21 protein-coding genes and 1 tRNA gene are annotated in these 16,189 nt (G+C 55.8%); 8 read left to right on the top strand and 14 right to left on the bottom strand.

Annotated elements, in window-relative coordinates:
• Positions 1-172: 172 nt before the first annotated feature.
• From leuB to IEX53_RS09520, 5 genes are all read right to left on the bottom strand, one after another.
• Positions 173-1,285: a 3-isopropylmalate dehydrogenase gene (gene leuB, locus IEX53_RS09500; protein ID WP_188823790.1), complete on the bottom strand. Its 1,113-nt coding sequence runs from the start codon at positions 1,283-1,285 to the stop codon at positions 173-175.
• 137 nt (positions 1,286-1,422) lie between these two features.
• On the bottom strand, positions 1,423-1,617 hold the full coding sequence (locus tag IEX53_RS09505) for a Trm112 family protein (RefSeq protein WP_188823792.1): 195 nt from the start codon (positions 1,615-1,617) through the stop codon (positions 1,423-1,425).
• A gap of 15 nt (positions 1,618-1,632) precedes the next feature.
• Complete coding sequence (locus IEX53_RS09510; RefSeq protein ID WP_188823794.1) at positions 1,633-2,310, bottom strand: LON peptidase substrate-binding domain-containing protein; 678 nt, start codon at positions 2,308-2,310, stop codon at positions 1,633-1,635.
• Positions 2,311-2,367: 57 nt separating this feature from the next.
• Positions 2,368-3,315 (bottom strand): thioredoxin, encoded by a 948-nt coding sequence (gene trxA / locus IEX53_RS09515; protein ID WP_188823796.1) that lies wholly within the window; start codon positions 3,313-3,315, stop codon positions 2,368-2,370.
• Positions 3,316-3,398: 83 nt separating this feature from the next.
• Entirely contained in the window at positions 3,399-3,917 is a 519-nt protein-coding gene (locus tag IEX53_RS09520; protein WP_188823798.1) for a prolyl-tRNA synthetase associated domain-containing protein, read from the bottom strand.
• A 238-nt stretch (positions 3,918-4,155) separates the two neighbouring features.
• Here IEX53_RS09520 and IEX53_RS09525 point away from each other — a divergent pair.
• Positions 4,156-4,230, top strand: a tRNA-Gly gene (locus IEX53_RS09525).
• Positions 4,231-4,409: 179 nt separating this feature from the next.
• On the opposite strand, the gene IEX53_RS09530 is transcribed toward IEX53_RS09525, so the two are convergent.
• A complete protein-coding gene (locus tag IEX53_RS09530) occupies positions 4,410-4,646 on the bottom strand; it encodes a helix-turn-helix domain-containing protein (protein WP_210311637.1) in 237 nt (78 codons plus the stop codon).
• Positions 4,647-4,755: 109 nt separating this feature from the next.
• Between IEX53_RS09530 and IEX53_RS09535 the strand changes: the two genes are divergently transcribed.
• The 3 genes from IEX53_RS09535 to IEX53_RS09545 all read left to right on the top strand — a co-directional run bounded on the left by IEX53_RS09535 (position 4,756) and on the right by IEX53_RS09545 (position 6,644).
• Positions 4,756-5,484, top strand: a complete 729-nt coding sequence (locus IEX53_RS09535) for a hypothetical protein (protein ID WP_188823800.1) — start codon at positions 4,756-4,758, stop codon at positions 5,482-5,484.
• A gap of 178 nt (positions 5,485-5,662) precedes the next feature.
• Complete coding sequence (locus IEX53_RS09540) at positions 5,663-6,109, top strand: hypothetical protein (RefSeq protein ID WP_188823803.1); 447 nt, start codon at positions 5,663-5,665, stop codon at positions 6,107-6,109.
• Between the two features lie 373 nt (positions 6,110-6,482).
• On the top strand, positions 6,483-6,644 hold the full coding sequence (locus IEX53_RS09545; protein ID WP_188823806.1) for a hypothetical protein: 162 nt from the start codon (positions 6,483-6,485) through the stop codon (positions 6,642-6,644).
• Between the two features lie 55 nt (positions 6,645-6,699).
• Here IEX53_RS09545 and IEX53_RS09550 read toward each other — a convergent pair whose 3' ends face one another.
• The 4 genes from IEX53_RS09550 to IEX53_RS09565 form a co-directional block, all read right to left on the bottom strand.
• The gene (locus IEX53_RS09550; RefSeq protein WP_188823816.1) at positions 6,700-7,938 is read right to left on the bottom strand and encodes a tyrosine-type recombinase/integrase; all 1,239 of its coding nucleotides are present in this window, start codon (positions 7,936-7,938) and stop codon (positions 6,700-6,702) included.
• A 289-nt stretch (positions 7,939-8,227) separates the two neighbouring features.
• A complete protein-coding gene (locus tag IEX53_RS09555) occupies positions 8,228-10,441 on the bottom strand; it encodes a bifunctional DNA primase/polymerase (protein ID WP_188823818.1) in 2,214 nt (737 codons plus the stop codon).
• The gene (locus IEX53_RS09560; protein ID WP_188823820.1) at positions 10,438-10,674 is read right to left on the bottom strand and encodes a helix-turn-helix domain-containing protein; all 237 of its coding nucleotides are present in this window, start codon (positions 10,672-10,674) and stop codon (positions 10,438-10,440) included. The genes IEX53_RS09555 and IEX53_RS09560 overlap by 4 nt, the downstream gene beginning before the upstream one ends.
• Before the next feature lie 87 nt (positions 10,675-10,761).
• Positions 10,762-11,541: a hypothetical protein gene (locus IEX53_RS09565; RefSeq protein WP_188823822.1), complete on the bottom strand. Its 780-nt coding sequence runs from the start codon at positions 11,539-11,541 to the stop codon at positions 10,762-10,764.
• 372 nt (positions 11,542-11,913) lie between these two features.
• Between IEX53_RS09565 and IEX53_RS09570 the strand changes: the two genes are divergently transcribed.
• The 4 genes from IEX53_RS09570 (at position 11,914) to IEX53_RS09585 (ending at position 14,780) form a co-directional block, all read left to right on the top strand.
• Positions 11,914-12,876 carry a TIR domain-containing protein gene (locus IEX53_RS09570; protein ID WP_188823824.1) on the top strand — a complete coding sequence of 321 codons (963 nt, stop codon included), beginning with the start codon at positions 11,914-11,916 and terminating at the stop codon, positions 12,874-12,876.
• Between the two features lie 8 nt (positions 12,877-12,884).
• Positions 12,885-13,349 carry a hypothetical protein gene (locus tag IEX53_RS09575; protein WP_188823825.1) on the top strand — a complete coding sequence of 155 codons (465 nt, stop codon included), beginning with the start codon at positions 12,885-12,887 and terminating at the stop codon, positions 13,347-13,349.
• A gap of 390 nt (positions 13,350-13,739) precedes the next feature.
• Positions 13,740-14,330: an NUDIX domain-containing protein gene (locus tag IEX53_RS09580; RefSeq protein ID WP_188823828.1), complete on the top strand. Its 591-nt coding sequence runs from the start codon at positions 13,740-13,742 to the stop codon at positions 14,328-14,330.
• A 6-nt stretch (positions 14,331-14,336) separates the two neighbouring features.
• Positions 14,337-14,780 (top strand): acetyltransferase, encoded by a 444-nt coding sequence (locus IEX53_RS09585; protein ID WP_188823830.1) that lies wholly within the window; start codon positions 14,337-14,339, stop codon positions 14,778-14,780.
• Between the two features lie 109 nt (positions 14,781-14,889).
• On the opposite strand, the gene IEX53_RS09590 is transcribed toward IEX53_RS09585, so the two are convergent.
• Genes IEX53_RS09590 through IEX53_RS09605 form a run of 4 tightly spaced genes read right to left on the bottom strand, consistent with a single transcriptional unit; the run spans position 14,890 to position 16,130 of the window.
• Positions 14,890-15,288 carry a CopD family protein gene (locus tag IEX53_RS09590; RefSeq protein ID WP_188823832.1) on the bottom strand — a complete coding sequence of 133 codons (399 nt, stop codon included), beginning with the start codon at positions 15,286-15,288 and terminating at the stop codon, positions 14,890-14,892.
• A complete protein-coding gene (locus IEX53_RS09595) occupies positions 15,288-15,584 on the bottom strand; it encodes a DUF3817 domain-containing protein (protein WP_188823834.1) in 297 nt (98 codons plus the stop codon). The genes IEX53_RS09590 and IEX53_RS09595 overlap by 1 nt, the downstream gene beginning before the upstream one ends.
• Positions 15,584-15,802: a hypothetical protein gene (locus tag IEX53_RS09600; RefSeq protein ID WP_188823835.1), complete on the bottom strand. Its 219-nt coding sequence runs from the start codon at positions 15,800-15,802 to the stop codon at positions 15,584-15,586. The genes IEX53_RS09595 and IEX53_RS09600 overlap by 1 nt, the downstream gene beginning before the upstream one ends.
• Entirely contained in the window at positions 15,795-16,130 is a 336-nt protein-coding gene (locus tag IEX53_RS09605; RefSeq protein ID WP_188823837.1) for an ArsR/SmtB family transcription factor, read from the bottom strand. Before IEX53_RS09605 ends, IEX53_RS09600 begins: the two co-directional genes overlap by 8 nt.
• Positions 16,131-16,189 lie beyond the last annotated feature (59 nt).

Below are 16,189 nucleotides of genomic sequence, written 5' to 3' on the forward strand. Positions count from 1 at the left end.
CGGTAGCCAGCTTTTCCTCGCCGCTGCGTCCGCACCTGGGGCATGATTCCAGTGGCAAGAATTAGGGCTACCGCAATTTTCCCCTTCACCCTCCTGGTGCATCTCTTCAGTCTGTCGAAGGGTGCTTGGAACCACGAGGGCGAGGGGCGCGCTTCCTCAAATCGAAAGCGCCTTAAACCGAAAGCGCCTTGAACTTCGCCAGGATCGCGTCGCCCATTTCCGTGGTGCCGATCTTCTTCGTGCCTTCGGTCCAGATGTCAGCCGTGCGCAGGCCGTCGTCAAGAACGCCTGACATGGCCGCTTCGAGACGGTCGGCCTCAGCGATCAGGTTGAAGGAATAGCGCAGGCACATGGCGAGCGAGGCGATCATGGCGATGGGGTTGGCGACGCCTTTGCCGGCGATATCAGGCGCGGAGCCGTGCACCGGCTCGTAAAGCGCCTTGCGGGAGCCTGTTTTGGCGTCGGGCGCGCCGAGCGATGCCGAGGGCAACATGCCGAGCGAGCCGGTCAGCATCGCCGCGACGTCCGACAGCATGTCGCCAAAGAGATTGTCCGTGACGATGACATCGAACTGCTTCGGCCAGCGCACGAGCTGCATGCCGCCGGCATCGGCCAGCATGTGCTCAAGCTGCACGTCGGAATATTTCGCCTTGTGCGTCGCGGTCACCACTTCGTTCCAGAGCACGCCGGACTTCATGACGTTGCGCTTTTCCATCGAGGTGACCTTATTGCCGCGCGTCCGGGCCAGCTCGAAGGCAACCCCGGCGATGCGCTCGATCTCGAAGGTGTCGTAAACCTGCGTGTCGATGCCGCGCTTCTGGCCGTTGCCGAGATCGATGATTTCCTTCGGCTCGCCGAAATAGACGCCGCCGGTGAGCTCGCGGACGATGAGGATGTCGAGGCCTTCGACGACTTCGGGCTTCAGCGAAGATGAGCTCGCCAGCGCAGGGTAGCAGATCGCGGGGCGCAGATTGGCGAACAGCTCCATATCCTTGCGCAGGCGCAGTAGGCCGGCTTCGGGGCGCACATCATAGGGCACGCCGTCCCATTTCGGCCCGCCGACCGCGCCGAACAGCACGGCATCGGCGGCTAGCGCCTTCTGCATGTCCTCTTCCGAAATCGCCCTGCCATGGGCATCAAAGGCCGCGCCGCCGACCAGCCCCTCGTCGAGTTCGAAGCCCAAGCCAAAATCCTCATTGAGAGAGGCAATGATCTTGCGGACTTCGGCCATCGCTTCCGGGCCGATCCCGTCGCCGGGGAGGAGGAGGAGTTTTCTGGATGCCATGATGCCACGCCTTCGCTGGAAATGATGGCTTGTGTCTTAGACAAGCGGCGAGGGCATTTCAACTATGGTGCGGGGGAGGGAATTAGGGGAATAAGAGAGTAAGGGAAATATGTTTTCCTTCCCTACTCCCTTATCCCCTACTCACTTATCGTTCGGGCTTCCGAAGGCAGCATGATGGGAATGCCGTCGCGCACGGGGTAGGCGAGGCCGGCCTTCTCGGAAATCAGCTCCTCATGCTCCGCATCATAGACAAGCCTGCTCTTGGTCAGCGGGCAGACGAGGAGTTCCAGTAGCTTCGGGTCGATGGCGGGTGGCTTTCTCTCTTCGCTCATGGCAGCGCCTTTCGATTATTGCAGGCTGGAGCCGAAATCGTCCCGTTCCTTGGCGAGCGCGATTTCGGTGATGGCGATCAGGGTTTCGGCGCGCGCCTTGAGGTCTGGAGCTTCAAGGAGAGCCTGTTTCTCGGCGGGGCCGAAGGGCGACATCATCGAAAGCGCGTTCACCAGCGTCTCATTGCCTGCCCGCGAGATGCTGTCCCAATCCGCAGTGAGATTATTGGCTTCGAGATAATCGCGGAACGCCTTGAGCAGCGCCTGGCGGTCGATTTCCATCGTGCCGGCGGCTTCGTCCAGATCGGCGAGGAAAGGCGCGACGCGGCACTGACGGAAGGGCAGGCGGCTGGCGATTTCCTCCAGGACGCGGAAGCGGCAGATGCCCTGGAGCGTGATCAGGATGCGCCCGTCGCCGGTTTCGGCATAGGTGGTGACGCGGCCCATGCAGCCGACCTCGCAGAGATCGGGAACCGTGCGCGCGGTGGCGCTCGCATCGCCATCGAGGCAGGGCTGGATCATGCCGATGATGCGCCTGCCCGCCATGGCGGCATCCAGCATTTCGATATAGCGCGGCTCGAAGATGTTGAGCGGCAGCTGCCCGTTCGGCAAAAGCAGCGCAGCCTTCAGGGGGAAAACCGGAATGACATCCGGAACGTCCTTTATGGTGCGGTAATGCGCGTTGCCCGCCTGCATCGAAAAACTCTCTTCCTGCCCGTTTGCGGCAGTTGTTGATTCGTCCTCTTTCGCTCCTTAGGAGAAAAGCAGCGAGGACAGTTTGCGCCGCGCTGCGAGCGTTGCCGCGTCAGCCGGTCCCCATGCCTCGAACAGCTGCAGCAATTCCTTGCGCGCGCCGTCGTCGTTCCAGCTGCGGTCGGCCCGCATGATCGCCAGAAGCTCGTCAGCGGCTTCCATGCGTCGGCCTTGCGCATTGTGGATCATGGCGAGATCGAAACGCGCCTGATAGTCCTTTGGATCCCTGGCAATTCTCGCTTCTAGCTCTTTCGGGTCGCCAAGCTTCGCGGCCTGTTTCGCCAGCGCCAGCCGGGCCTCCACGGCGCGGATGGCCGCGTCGTTCTTCTTGTCGTCAGGCACATCGTCGAGCACCTTGCGCGCCCGTTCCCTGTCGCCCATCTCGAGCAGGCAGTTCGCGAGGCCCGCAATTGCCGTGATATTGCCGGGCGCTTCCTGCAGGATCGCCGAATAGAGTTGAGCGGCCTCGTCATAATCCGCATGGGTGACCAATTCGGCAGCAGCGGCCAGCGCTTCATCGATCGCCGCGTCCTTGCCGCCGGGACCGCCGACCTTGTCGATGAATTCCTTCACCTTCGATTCGGGCAGCGCGCCCATGAAGCCGTCGACCGGCTGGCCGTCCACAAAGGCGATGACGGCGGGGATCGACTGGATGCCGAGCTGACCGGCGATGGCCGGATGATCGTCGATATTCATCTTGACCAGCTTGACGCTGCCGCCCGCTTCCTTGACGGCCTTTTCCAGAACCGGTGTCAGCTGCTTGCAGGGTCCGCACCAGGGTGCCCAGAAATCGACCAGCACCGGTTGCTTGCGCGATTCGGCGATGACATCGGCGGAGAATGCGGCAGTGGTGGTTTCCTTGATGAGCGCGCCGGCATTCGCAGCGCCATTTGCGGGCTTCGGTTGCATGGAGATGTCCGCGCCTGTCTGGCTGCTATCGGTGCTCATGATCCGTCCTTGTTACGCTGCATTTCTCGGTTTATGGTCAGTTTGTGTCTTGGAACGGGTGTTTCAAGACCTGTCCGGCAGCTTTATTCCGCGGTCGCGTCCGGCGATGTCGCCACGGGCAAAATCTCCGGCTCGTGATCAGTGGCACGCAGGAAGCGCACGAGATCGTCCCGTCCGATGGATGTGGTCGCCTCATTGGTGAGCGGATGCGCATTGATGACGTCATGCCGCATGAGGTTCTCGTCGAGAATGATCTTCACGCGGTTCCCGGTGTCGTTGATCGTGCCGAGCGCACTGACCGAGCCGGGCAGGAGGCCCAGATATTCCATCAGTTTTTCCGGCTTGCCGAAGGAGACGCGGCTGGCCGCGCCGATCAGCGTATGCACCGATTTCAGGTCCACCACCGCATCTTCCTCCACGGTGAGAAGGAAGAAATTGTCCTTCTTGTCCTTGAGGAAAAGGTTCTTGGTATGCCCGCCGGGGATCTCGCCGCGAAGCGATTGCGAATCGGCGACTGTGAAGAGCGGCGGATGGATCACCGTTTTCACGCTGATTCCCAATTCGTCGAGGAAGGCAAAAAGCTCGTCAGGGGTTTTCGGCATGGCAAATCGTTCGGGTCTCGTACAAATTTCCGGATAGAAATGGTCTACCGCACCTTAAGCCGAACGGAAACATTTTCCGGCTTTCCATCTCACTGTGCGCCTCGCCTGGTTTTCCACCGACCAGAAGCCCGGAATTCCACAGGCCAAAAACAATTGAAAAATTTCCATCGATTTCCTGTTGCATTCCTCATTCGGTTGGGCCATATAGCCCTCGTCTTCAGCGACGCGCTGGCAGCGAGCGGGTGTAGCTCAGGGGTAGAGCACAACCTTGCCAAGGTTGGGGTCGAGGGTTCGAATCCCTTCGCCCGCTCCAGTTTTCTAGTTTCCAAAAGTCCCGTTTACGGGGCTTTTTGCTTATTCAGGCCTCGGTTTCCTAGCATTCGGAATGGCGCTTTAAGGACACGGGTTACCGCGCGGTTACACGTTATCCGATGCCATGGTTTCTGAAATCGCCCTGATGTGGGATTACAATATTGTTCTCAGGAATTGGGCTTAGTCCGCCCCTTCGGCCTTCTGCATAAGTGCATAGGGATCAACCGGTATCGCCCGGCAAGCCTCGATAAATTCGGCTGCATCAAGGCGGCGCTCTCCCAACTCGATCTTGGAAATGAATGTTTGGCGTTGACCCAGCCGCTTACCCAACTCCACTTGGGTCACGCCAGCGTCCTTTCGAGCCTGCACAAGAAGCTCGATCATCCTATGATAAAGGTCTGAACGGATGGAGGTCACGATAAAGCGCCGATATTGAGATCAGCGCTCTGTAGAAACCCGATTTTCGAGTACCCCAAATCAGGGTATCTTTATATGCTGCCTCCTATTGGGTGATTCGGGGGCAGTTGTGAAACATCAATACGTTGGGGACATAAACGATTATCGCAAGTACGCGCTGCTTCGGGCATTGTCGGCTGGCGGCGTTAACTCCATCGGCGTTTGCTGGATGTTGACCCCAGCAGACGGACGAGCGGACGGAAACAAGCTCAACTATCTAAAACAGCCGGAGACGTTTCGGCATCTCGATCCAAAACTCTTCGACATTCTCGCGCATGTGGCTGGTGAGCCGAATCGTCGCCGTTTGCAGGTAATTGAAAACAGTGGCGCGATTCAGCAGGCTACATATTTCAATGAGCTTTTGCCGGATGATATTTCCGGGCGACAGGCTTTCATGGACCGTTGCTCAGATGCATTTCGTGTTGCCGATCTCGTCTTCTTCGATCCTGACAATGGGCTGGAAGTGTCGCTGCCGAAAGGCCGGAAGAATTCGTGCAAATATCTTTATCTGGACGAGGCGGCTGCGTTTTACGGTGCGGGCAAGTCGCTCCTAATATACCAGCATTTTCCACGTATCGAACGGAAGGCATTTATCGCACAGCGTTCGGAGCAACTACGTGCTTTCGCACCCGATTGTTCACTCTGGACGTTCACCACAGCCCATGTGGTGTTCTTTTTGGTTCTGAATCCGAAAAGTCCTGAACGTTTGCGAACCGCCGCCGAGGCTGCGGCGCATCGTTCGGAACACCGCTTCATCAAAGCCGAATATCTGAAAGCCGAAGCGCTGTCGGTCGGATAATTGACGGTGATTTTTCGGCGTGGTTTTTGAAATATTTTGTCTCAAAGGCTTGGGAGATAGTCTAATGCCACTACTTAGAATGTTGCGACCAGCGCTTGTCTTATCAACGCTGACACTTACAGCCTGCGCCCCGGTGGAAACCAAAACGTCACTCGTAACGCCCGTGACTGGAGGCGTTATGTCGGCAGGTCCGGGCGATACCGTGCTGAACTTTCGATCGCAGCGGGCTTTGCCAAACGCATTCGGGAAAGCAGACCTCTTTGGTCGAACGACGAATGCTGGGGGCACGACCGTACGATTTGTTGGCAGCCGAGGCGGTCAGGCCGTGTTTGAGCGGATGGACGTTGAGATAACGAGCAATGCGACCACAATGTCGGAAACGCCGCTTATCCTTCCACACACGACACGAACCAATATCGACGGATCAATCGGACGGATGCCCGTTTCGGGCACGGCGACCTCAACATCCTATCAGTTTGTTCCGGCGCGGGGATCGTCGTCTTATGCCACTGCTTCTCACCCCATCCAGTTCAACCTCGGCAAAGGCCAGAGCGTAAAAATTGCCGGAAAGACATTGCGTGTAATCCGTGTGGGCGCTGCATCGGTCGAATACCGCATCCAATAGATTCGTACATACCCGCGTATGCCTTTGCGACTATTCGCGAGGGCAACGCGGGTCCCGTTGCTACTGTCGATAATATTGGTGGTGGGGGGAGGCGCGAACAATCCCGTCCGGAAGCGACCGTACATAGGGGCGCTGCTACAGTGCGCCACAGGCATGTACGCCCCGCCACGGGAAGGCATACGCCGTGGCCGCAGCCAGTAGGCCAGCTACACATATAGCGGGCAGGGGATAGCGGCAGTCCGTAGCCCATGCCTGCGCCTAGCAGTTCGATGCGGTAAAGCTACAATAATCTCCTAACATTTTGATTTTACTTAAATAATTGCGCGCTGGCTTTCACCGTGTTTTCCTTTTTGGAAAGACACAGGAAAGCACAATGCACATCTTGGTAAGAGACAAGCGGAACGGCGTGGAAGAATGGTTTCCCTTGGAACAGGCTGCTGTACTGATGGGGATCGCTGCCGACGAAATCGACTGCAGGCTCGAAGAATTGGGCGAATGCGAGTGCGCCGACTACATCGCTCTTCAGCCGGAATAAGCAGCCATAAATGGGGCAAACGAGCGGGCGTCGGTTTGCTGACGCCCGCTTTGTCTTATCCTGCGTAAGCGCGATCCAGCGCGTCGATAGCCACATCGGCATTGCGAACGGCTTGTGTGTAATGGCCGAGCGTCACTGTCGGATTCGCATGACCGGCGATCTGGGCTACCAGCCCAATTTCGATCCCCTGTGCTTGCAGCGTCGAGATGAAAGAATGCCTCGCGCTGTGCGGGGTAACGTAGGGCAGCCCGATCCTTTTGAAAGCAGGTTGCCAATAACGCTTACGGAAGTTTTGATAAAGGAGTGGTCCGCCGCCGCCAATCCGTGGCTGCGGCCATTCTTGTAGCCGCCCCGGTCCCGGAAAAACGCGGTGCAATTCCTTGCCTTTGCGCGGGCAACGGAGACGCCATGCGAGAAGCATTTCACGTAATACGCTGCTCATGGGAATATCGCGGGTTCCGGCCTCCGTCTTGGTCATTTCGGTCAGTGAACCGTCGCGTTCTTGGATACGACGTATGCGGATGATATTTTTATCGAAGTCCACTTCTGACCAGAGTAGCCCCAGTTGTTCGGATGGGCGCGTACCGGCGAGAAAGGCGAAGGCGTAATAGACGCCGTGTTCCGGGTCATCCTTTGCGGCATTGATCAGCTTTGTAATGTGCGCCGAGGTCAGGATGGCCTTTTTGGCCTTATGCCGGGATCGTGCCAACCCAGTCGGCATTGAAGGGGCACGAATGCCAAAGTCCTCCTCCGCCATCGCCAGAATGGACTTAAGATGGGACTTTGCCCTATTGGCGGTATAGGCACCGCATTGGTCCACGATTGCTCGATGCCAAATGCGGATCGTCGCGGTCGTAAGGTCCGTCAGCTTAATATCGCCGAGCAGCTTGATGAACCGGGCATTCTTTGGTGCAATGCCGCTTTCGGTATAGTCCGCTCGCTCCTGTTTGGTGCCGACCAATAGAGGGCCACGGAGCGCGCCGTTTGCCACCACCTTGTACCCCTTCAATGTGGAGGATTTGACCTTATCCTCTTTGTCCGCCAACCAATGATCAATGGCTTGCCCGACTGTTGGAGCAGTCCGAGCATCGACATAATTGCCGTCAGCAAATTTCAGAAGAAGTTCGAGCTTGTAGGCTTCGGCGTCCTTTTTACGTTCCTTGGCGCGGCGAATTCGTTTGCCAGTCTTGGGGTCGCGGAAATTTACGTACCATTGTGGGTACGAGGCAATGGTGCCATCCTGCAATTTACGACGGCGTGTTGTGCTCGTGATGGATATCTTGAAGTCGTTCATTTCATTGCTCGCGTCAGAGAAAAAATGGCGAGAAAAACACGGCAAAGTAACCGGCACAATTAATCGTCAATTGTTCCAGAAGAACTTCGTAGCGGTTCAAATTGTAACCACGCGCGTAACCTCAGCCGTTCTGAAGGGACGAGACCGCGTACAAACGCGGCCTTGAATATCTTGGATTCCGCCCTCACTGAGGTTGAAATCGTTCAATGTGACGCCGTGGTGCTGGTGACGGCAGCACAGAGGTTCAGCCTCATATCCTAGGGGGGAGTACCCCTTATGGGGTTCGGTTTCAGAATCGACGCGGTTTTTCTGCACCTTCTAGGGCTTCGGAGGTGATGCGAACTTTTCGGCCTCTCCGATCTTTTTCGAGGAACTCCACGCTTATTCCCGCCTTTGCCATCGCTGGTCGAAGCCGCGTGAGATGAGATGACAGGTGGGCAGGCGTTTTGGGAAGGTTCGGATCGTTTGCCGCATCTATCTCCGCAAAAAGATCACCAATATATCCCTCAAATGGCTGATTGGATGTGAGCTGGCGAAGTTTAATAACGAGGCTGTCGTTGTTTATACGGTCAACGAATACATCGTCCTGTGCATCAACAATGGCTTGTACCAATGTACCGGGTGAAAGCTTTAAAGCTGGTTCAGCAGCCATTAGCCATTGGGCGGCATCAGCCATCCGAAGATTTCTGGGTGGCTCTGTATTTGCCAAATTGTTCAGCGCAGATGATACGGCGTCATAGAGAACCCCCAGAACTTCGGGCATAATATCCTTCAGTTCAGCAAGCAGTTCGCCTTCGGTTTTCCTGCTGGTATGGCCCATCGGTTGAAGCCGGATAGGAATACCACGCTCCAACAAGTCGGGTCTGTTCGCATACCCAGAGATACCGTTGATGACAAAAGGTCGGGCGAACGACATTACATGAAGTTCACCGTCGGTATAAAGCTTACGCACAGCAATCCCACCGCCAGTTGCCAAGACACACAGGGCGTCCGACATGTCCGCCTTCATTCCAGAGGCATTGTCAAAATTGAGAAGCCAAAATTCTTTGGCGTGAATCATCAAATCACGATCGTTATCTGGAAGGCGCAATCGCGAAGCTCTGTTCGGATCAATCATCATTTTTACAATGTGAGCGAACAAGCTTTTACCCGAACCCTGCTCTCCCTCGATCAGAAGGATGAAATATGGTCCCGTTGGGCGTAAGGCATTGAGCAAGAAGCCGAGCAGTAGATAAAATCCTTGCTCGTCGAGGCCCAGCAATCTCTGTAATCGGTAGATATCACCCCCGCGTGTCGCTGCGGGGACCACTGAAAATCCACTACCTCGTATAAACTTGAAAGTACTGGTATGGGTAAAATGCCAACCCTCACCCGTGATGGAGACGATTCCCTCGTCCGACACACCTCTATCAATCTCGATGCGAATGTGATCACCCGCAACACGGCTATACACTGTCTTTAATGGACCGTCATAAATGGCAAGCGTCTCAAGCGTTGCTATGGCTTCATACAATGGCCCCGTTCCGACAGGCTTCTCCAGTTGTTTAAATGCCTCTCCCCGCAGCCACGACCCAAACCGACTTGACTTTACTGGAAGGGTTTCTGCAACGGCATCGTTGGAAAATGTCGCAAAAGCTGTTCCGTCCCTGTCATGAAACAGTTCCACTTTGCGTCGTGCGAGTGATACCAGACGTGACGCGATAGTTTCATTTTGGTTCTGCTGGGCTGACGTTTCGAATCCATTTTTACGAGCCGATGCTAGCCATTCAGGCAACTCTTTAAGTGAATTCCCTTCATAGTTAGCAGGCAGTAATCCCGCAAAAATCGACTGAACTTCGTCATCGGTAGCACCTGATCGTACGAGGATGGCTGCAAGTGAAACCCCTGCATCGTGTGTCGCCGTACCGGAGATCAAGGTCACTGCGTGTTCCGAGCCAATAGCCGCTTTCAGGATATTGATGTCTCGTTCCGTGAGGCGCGGCAAGGTTTCCAAATCGACATCAAGTATAGAAACGCCCGCAATCGTATATGGTTGATCAGTCTCTGGATGTATTGATGGTGGCATGACCGTCATCTTGCCTGCAGCAAGAAAGTCGATATTTCCAAGCCCGCCACCGCCTTTAAGAACGGTCGATTTCAGATCGTGCGGTGCAAGCGCAAATATCGTCTTACCTTTCTTCCCGCTTTTACCCGAAAGAACTGCACGACAAATTTCAGGGTTCAAACCAAGATAGTGCAATGCCAGATTAATGTGGCGATCATCGTCAAGGTCTAATGCTACAAGAACCCAATCAGGGTTCACCCTATGCCCCAAAAGCAAGCCAATACCGTGGTCGGCATACTTGGCCAGCCACTCTTTACGCTTTAAATCGTTGGGAAGCGCAGATAGATTCCCCTGCCATCCCTCCATAGGGGGGCGCTTTGTTCGGAACTTAATTGGAACAACAGAGAAGCCCCTTTCCCAGAACTTATTGGCCTCATTGGCGAAAATGTTCTTTCTCATCGTGCGCTCCCCGTTTTGGAAGCATCAATGGCTGCAACAACTTCTGACAGGCGCACCAAAATACGGCTGTTGAATGGGGTATATGCTGGGATCGCGCCATTTTTAATGGCGCGTCTTAAAGCCCACGTATGCACACCGAGGGCTGCGGCAGCGGTGGCAACGGTGAGGAACTTTTCGGCAGGAATTCCATTGATCCCCTTACCGATGTTTGGGGATGAAGTTTGATTTGTCATATCAACGCACCTGATTTTTGAGTTTCAGTGTGCCGACGGCCATCGACGCGCAACGTATCGCGCAATTCAGTTTCCGTGACTTCCCCCTTACCTTAGGGGTACCGGTAAATTGAGATCAAGCGGCGGAATATCGCCGGGGTCTTGTAAAATTAGCCGCCTCATTTCAGCTAATGGAAAATCACGCTCACGATAAACCATGCGCAGCCCGGCATAATTTTGGTCGGCCTCTTTCCTGAAATCCAAGAAGTGTTCGAACCACTCCAAATCCCAGTCCACGGGTACCGTGCGGTTGATGATGCCTTTGATAAGTTGTTCGACTGCAAATTCTGCTTTTCCACGTCCTCCTCTCCCCTCGTAGAAGCGCAGCAAGTAATGAGCCAGCCAACGCTTATGGTCTCCGCTCCGCTTACGGACCTTATCCCCGCCAGCTTTAGCCGATCTTTTGCGGCCTACATCTGAGGTCTGGAAGTACAAAAATTCGACGGTTCCCGCCGCACTGCAAAATGACCCCCACATTTTCATGAATGCGGGTGTCAAAATTCGATTCTCAAAATAATGGGTTAAATCTGGGATAAGGCGCTTTGCTCGCTGGATACGATCATTTATTTCGTCTTGATCGAGCGCATCAACGTAAGGGAGTAAGTTCCAAGCTCGAACAACTTGGCCAACATCCTCATCTTCCCATCTGGGCGATTTGTCTCGCCATTGTCCGTTGCTTAGCTTTTCCCCAATCGCCTCTTCTTCAGTTTCAAGCCGCATGGTTTCAACGAAATCACGCAGATGGTGGAAGCGGTCTGTCAACTCGCCCCATAACGCTACATTGTCTTGTTGTTTTTTCGGAAGCGCATCGTTTTCATCAATCTGCATATTGGATTCTCGTGCGATTAATGTTTTGAAGGGACCATATTATCAATGCCAGTCCCTCCCCTCGCGCCGCGTGGGGCTGCTCCCCGGTCGTCGTCACAGGCGTCACAGCGCCACATGCTAGCTGGATTGGCCGACTTAGTCACGCGGCCCCATGCCCGCGTGGCCACCGCCGCCACACAAAAGAAGGCAAGTCGCAACGGTCGGGAACGGAAGCATATGACGGTAGTCAAGCCCGCTTGGTGCAGTCACCTCCAAAGCAGATATCTAAGGGCTTGAAGCTGTATATTCATTTTCGAATCTGACATTACGATATCGGGGAATGCCCTTAACAGATAAAACTAAAACCCACATTGCTTCGGGCAAGGAGGATAAATGCCGAGCGTCTTCTTTTCATATTCGCATGCGGACGAAGGGCTTAGAGATCAGCTCGAAAAACAGCTATCGATGCTCAAGCGACAAGGCGTAATCGAAACTTGGCACGACCGGCGCATCGGAGCCGGACAGGAAATAGGCCTGGCGATTGACGACCATATTAATACCGACGACATTATCCTCCTTCTCATCAGTGCTGATTTCATCGACTCGGACTACTGCTACGACATCGAAATGCAGCGTGCGATGGAGCGTCATGAAAAGGGGGAGGCCATTGTGGTCCCGGTTATCCTCCGAGCCAGCGATTGGCATCATGCTCCGTTCGGGAAACTAAAGGCGGTGCCTTTGGATGGAAAACCGATCACGCAGTGGCCGGACATCGATGAAGCTTTTCTGCAGGTAGCGAAAGCAGTCCGAGAAGCGGCTGAACGCATGGGCGGCACGGTTACAGCTTCGTTAAGGCCGGTCAGCGCGGCCTCTATTTCAGTGGTTTCTCAGGTCGTCGGCGCGCGGTCGAGTAATCTACGGATGACTAAGGCATTTACCCAGAGAGACAAAGATCAGTTCAAACACGACACGTTTGAATATATCGCCCGCTTCTTCGATAATTCGCTCAGGGAACTCGGCGCGCGCAATCCCGGTTTCGAGGGTGTCTTTCGGCAGGTGGATGCCAACAGGTTCTTCGCTACGATATATCGTGACGGAAAGGATGTGGCACGGGGCACCGTCTACATGGGAGGAGAAGGGTTGGGAAGGGGGATCAACTACGTTCACGGGGAGACGACTTCGAGTAACTCTATGAACGAGTCCCTAAACGTCGAGGCTGATGATCAGGCGCTCTATCTGACAAGTTTAGGCATGGCTTCGTATGGGCAGGACCGTTTTCGGAAGCTATCACAGGAAGGAGCCGCTGAACTGCTTTGGGGCGTTCTGATTCGGCCATTACAGGGTTCCAACTATTAGGAGAACGCATGCTATCACCAAATGAGTTTACTGTTGGCACATTTGCGAGCGCCACGCCCTTAAGTCTAATTCTGCCCCGTGTAAAATACGAGGAAACCGTATTGGTCGGCCATATCGATAGCGTGGCGATGGCGGTATTTCTATCAGGATCATATGCCTTCGATTTCTTCGAAAGCGCGAATGAAAACTGGGGTGGTCTTATTATCCCGAATGTTCGGATTGAGGTGGATGAAACCGACCTTTTTAATCCGGATCAAACCGGGGCTTCCTTGGGAACTGTCATCCGAAAAGATACACGGTTAATTATACGGGCGAGGCGCGAGCGTTTTTCCGGCCCATCAACCGAGATTACACTTCACGATGGCCTCGCGTCAGCTGAAGAGCTTCGGGCGGGTTTCAATAAATGGCAGGTGGTCATCGGCGAAGGGCTATCCAAACGTGTGCTTTGGCGAACACCGGAAAACCTAACATAGCAGTCAAAAGCTTCGGCGGCGTTCGTGTGTTCTTTGGAGCCTCATCCAGCAAATGCGTCGCTACGCGCAGTCCCGTTGGCGCGTGAGAATTTTACGGGTCACCTCGCGGTTGCGCATCTTGGATTCATCGCCAGAATACATTAGTTCCCTACCGTGTCGTGCAGAACGAAACCTGCCTATTTTACAAGAACAGGGGAACCGGGACTCTGGCGCATTGACTGGTTCTGTGATGAATTCTTCTGAACCACATTGACGACGCAATTTCTCGCTTGCCAAGGTTGGGGTCGAGGGTTCGAATCCCTTCGCCCGCTCCAGTTTCTCTCAAATTTCAATGTGATAATCAGCACCCTCCGGGTGCCGTTCTTACGCGCCATCCGGTCGGGGCCTTGCATGTCACTCCAGAACCGCATTCGCATTCGCGACGTCACGACGCTGTCGGACGATTGGTATGTGCTTAAGAAGACGACCTTCGATTGGCTGCGCTCCGATGGCAGTTGGCAGACGATGAGTCGCGAGACCTATGATCGCGGCAATGGCGCGACGCTGCTTCCCTACGATCCTGCGCGCGGAACAGTGTTGCTGACACGGCAATTCCGCTTTCCCGCTTATGTCAACGGCCATGACGACCTGCTGATCGAGGCGGCGGCGGGCTTGCTCGATGAGGCTTCTCCCGAGGAGCGCATCCGCAAGGAGGTCGAGGAGGAACTCGGCCTCGTCCTTGGCGAGACACGGAAGATCTTCAGCTGTTTCATGAGCCCCGGCTCGGTCACCGAGCGCCTGCATTTCTTCGTTGCCGAATATGACCCCACCATGCGCAAAGGCGATGGCGGCGGCATTGCCGGCGAGGGCGAGGATATCGAGGTGCTCGAACTGAAGATCGATGAGGCGCTGGCGATGATCGAATCAGGCGCGATCCAGGACGCCAAGACCATCATGCTGCTGCAATATGCGGCGCTGAACCTGATGCCGCTGCGGAGATAGCGGGCGATGTTCAGGCTGCGCACGTCCCGAGCGGAGGATGTCGCGCGGCTTATCGAAATCTGGCGCAAGGCCGTCGATGCCACGCATCATTTCCTGAGCCAGGCGGACCGTATCGCCATCGAGCAGGAAGTGTCGGCGTTCCTCCCGCAGGTGGAGTTGACGCTTGCCGTTGATGCCACGGACCGCCCCATCGGCTTCATGTTTCTTCATGAGGGTCATATGGAGGCGCTTTTTATCGAGCCTGACCATCATGGAAAGGGAGTCGGCAAGGCGCTTGTCCGCTGCGCGCTTCAACTGCATTCCCGGCTGACAACCGATGTCAACGAGCAAAACGAACAGGCGATGGCGTTTTATGAGCGCATCGGGTTCGAGCGTATCGGGCGATCCGCGCTCGACGGCCAGGGGCGGCTCTATCCGCTCATACATTTACGTTTCCGCTCGGCGGCCTGAACTGGCCGGCCTGGCGCGCTGGATCGGGTTTCCTAAAGCGCGGTGCGTTTGATCGCACCCGTGCAACGCGCTTTAAGCATGTCTTTGCCCAAAACCGGAGAGACATGCTTTAGAAAGGCTTGATGACGACGAGCAGCACGATTGCGCACAGAATGGCGAGCATAAGCGGAAGCATAATTCGCGCGTCCATTCCAGGAATTGCGTCGTCGGTGGTGGCTGCGCGGCGAAGCCGGGCGGAGAGGACGGCATGGATTGCGGAAAGCGCCAGCACGAAGGCGAGCTTCGACATCATCCATCGGCTTGCGAACCACCCGGCCCATGCCGCCATGGCCAGTCCCAGCGCCCAGGATGCGAACATGGCCGGGGTGGCGATGCGCCGGTCCCACTCCCGGATCGGCGCGGCCATGCTGCTGTCGCGTGCGAGCAGAAGCGTCGCCATGATCATGCCGCCGAACCAGACGGTGATGGCGACGATATGGGCCGCCTTCAGGAGTTCGTAAGCCAGCATCAGGCCGCCCTTTCGGCGAGTTTACCTCTTAGCCAGCGCTCATTGACGATCCCGCCGAAAGGCAGGCAGGCGCCGATGAACAGGCGCACGGCGTCGCGGCCTACGATCAGCCCCTCCGACAAGGAGCGGATGGTTGCCCATGAAAAGGCGAGAAACATCAGCCCATGGATCGGCCCCATGACGCGGGTTGCTTCAGGCATGCCGGCCAGATGCTTGAGGGGGACGGCGACGAAGAGAAGAATCAGCAGCGTCACCGCTTCAGCCAATGCAAGAGTGCGAAGCATTCGTCCCGGCATTATTCGACCTCCCGTAGAAGCTTCTCTACCGATCCAACGCGCTTGGTGAGATTCTCGATTTGCTGGCGCAGGGCGTCGAGCGCTCCGTCCGCGGTGGTTTGACGGCGCGTTTCCAGCCGGGCCCGATAGGCTGCTGCCGCATATTTCATGGCAAAGACGGCGGCGATCAGCACGAAGGCCATGATGGAAAGGGTGAAAAAGTAGGGGGCGTTAGTCACTGCTGGCTCCATCGGTTGAAATGTCGCCGGGCCTGGGGTGCGGTCCGGCGAGAACGATGCTTTGGGGATCGAGCGGAATCGCGAATGGGGCGATCTGGTAAAAATTAGCCGCCTTGCCGCTTTGCGCGGTTTCGAAGGCGCTGATGACGAGCCCGGCCGTTTCGAGCTTGCGCAGATGCATTTTCATCAGCGGGCGGCTGATACCTGCTTCTCGGGCAAGCTGCGTGACGAAGGCGCGGCGTCCATCGGCGAGGTAAGCGACAATCCATAGCCGCGCCGGGTGCGCCAGGGCCTGGATCTGCGCGAGCAGCCGTTCGGATTCGGTCAATGGTCACTTCCTGATTGCGTCAGGAAATTGTTACGCGAAAGTTTTTAATTACGCAATGG

Source organism: Paramesorhizobium endophyticum (assembly GCF_014640615.1).
Lineage (GTDB): Bacteria > Pseudomonadota > Alphaproteobacteria > Rhizobiales > Rhizobiaceae > Paramesorhizobium > Paramesorhizobium endophyticum.